Source organism: Streptomyces acidicola (assembly GCF_009377235.1).
Taxonomy (GTDB): domain Bacteria; phylum Actinomycetota; class Actinomycetes; order Streptomycetales; family Streptomycetaceae; genus Streptomyces; species Streptomyces acidicola.
Genome location: NZ_VMNX01000539.1, coordinates 1 through 1,072, shown reverse-complemented (window position 1 = coordinate 1,072; position 1,072 = coordinate 1). Strand labels below are relative to the sequence as shown.

Below are 1,072 nucleotides of genomic sequence, written 5' to 3'. Positions count from 1 at the left end.
TAGGGCCTGTACGGAGTCGTGATCAGCGACTTGGCTGAAGGCTGCGGATCCAGATGACGGCGCCTCGTAGGTGGAGTCCGGCAAGGTAGCTCTCGGGGGTCTTGTCATAGCGGGTGGCAATGCCGCGCCATGCCTTCAGTTTGTTGATCAGGCGCTCGACCGTGTTGCGGTCGCGGTACAGCTCCATGTCGCAGGTGACGGGCCGTCCGCCCCGGCGGCCCTTCTTCTTCCGGTTCGCAGCCTGGTCCTTCTTCTCAGGGATGACGGCCTTGATCCCGCGTCTGCGCAGGTGGGCACGGTTGGCGCGGGAGGAGTACGCCTTGTCGCCGGCGACCGCGTCGGGGCGGGTGCGCGGACGGCCGACTGGTCCAGGTACCCGTACCTTGTCCAGCACGGGGACGAATTGCGGGCTGTCTGCTGCCTGCCCGGGAGTGAGGACGAAGGACAGGGGCCGACAGCGTCGCTCGGAGGCGACGTGGATCTTGCTGGTCAGTCCGCCCCGCGAACGTCCCAGGGCGGCGGCCTTCAGCCGGGCGCGGAGCCGTCGGCGCCGCTGTCGCCGCCCGGCGCGGGCCTGGTCGTCGGCTCCGTCCGCCCGCCCTACGGCGTCTTGATCCTTTTGTTCTTCGCCGCGGCCCCTTTTTCCTCCGACACGGCCTTCTCCAGTGCGGCCAGAACCTCCTCGTCGACCCGCATGCCCGCCGCGTCATGATGGGCCCGCGCGGTGGTCGAGTCGACGCTGACCAGCGAGAGATCCACCTGGCCCCGCCGGGCGGCCTCCGCGATCATCGCGTCCATCAGCGCCTGGAACACCCCGGCGTCACGCCAGTTCCGGAACCGGTCGTAGACGGTCGACCACGGACCGAACTCGTCCGGCATCTCCCGCCACTGACCTCCGGAGCGGAACTTCCAGATCACGCCTTCGAGCTGGTCCCGCAGCCGGTGCGGATAGGGGCCACAGGCGCCGATCGGCAGCAACGGCTCGACCAACGCCCACTCGTCGTCGCTGAGTTCACGCCTCGCCACACGAGAGTTGTACCAGCAGGTGATCACGACTCCGTACAGGCCCTAG

Annotated in this window: 1 pseudogene; it reads right to left on the bottom strand. The window is 68.6% G+C overall.

The features are described 5' to 3' along the window. Window positions 1-22 precede the first annotated feature (22 nt). A pseudogene (locus FPZ41_RS46680) lies at window positions 23-1,026 on the bottom strand (IS5 family transposase). Between the last annotated feature and the right edge of the window lie 46 nt (window positions 1,027-1,072).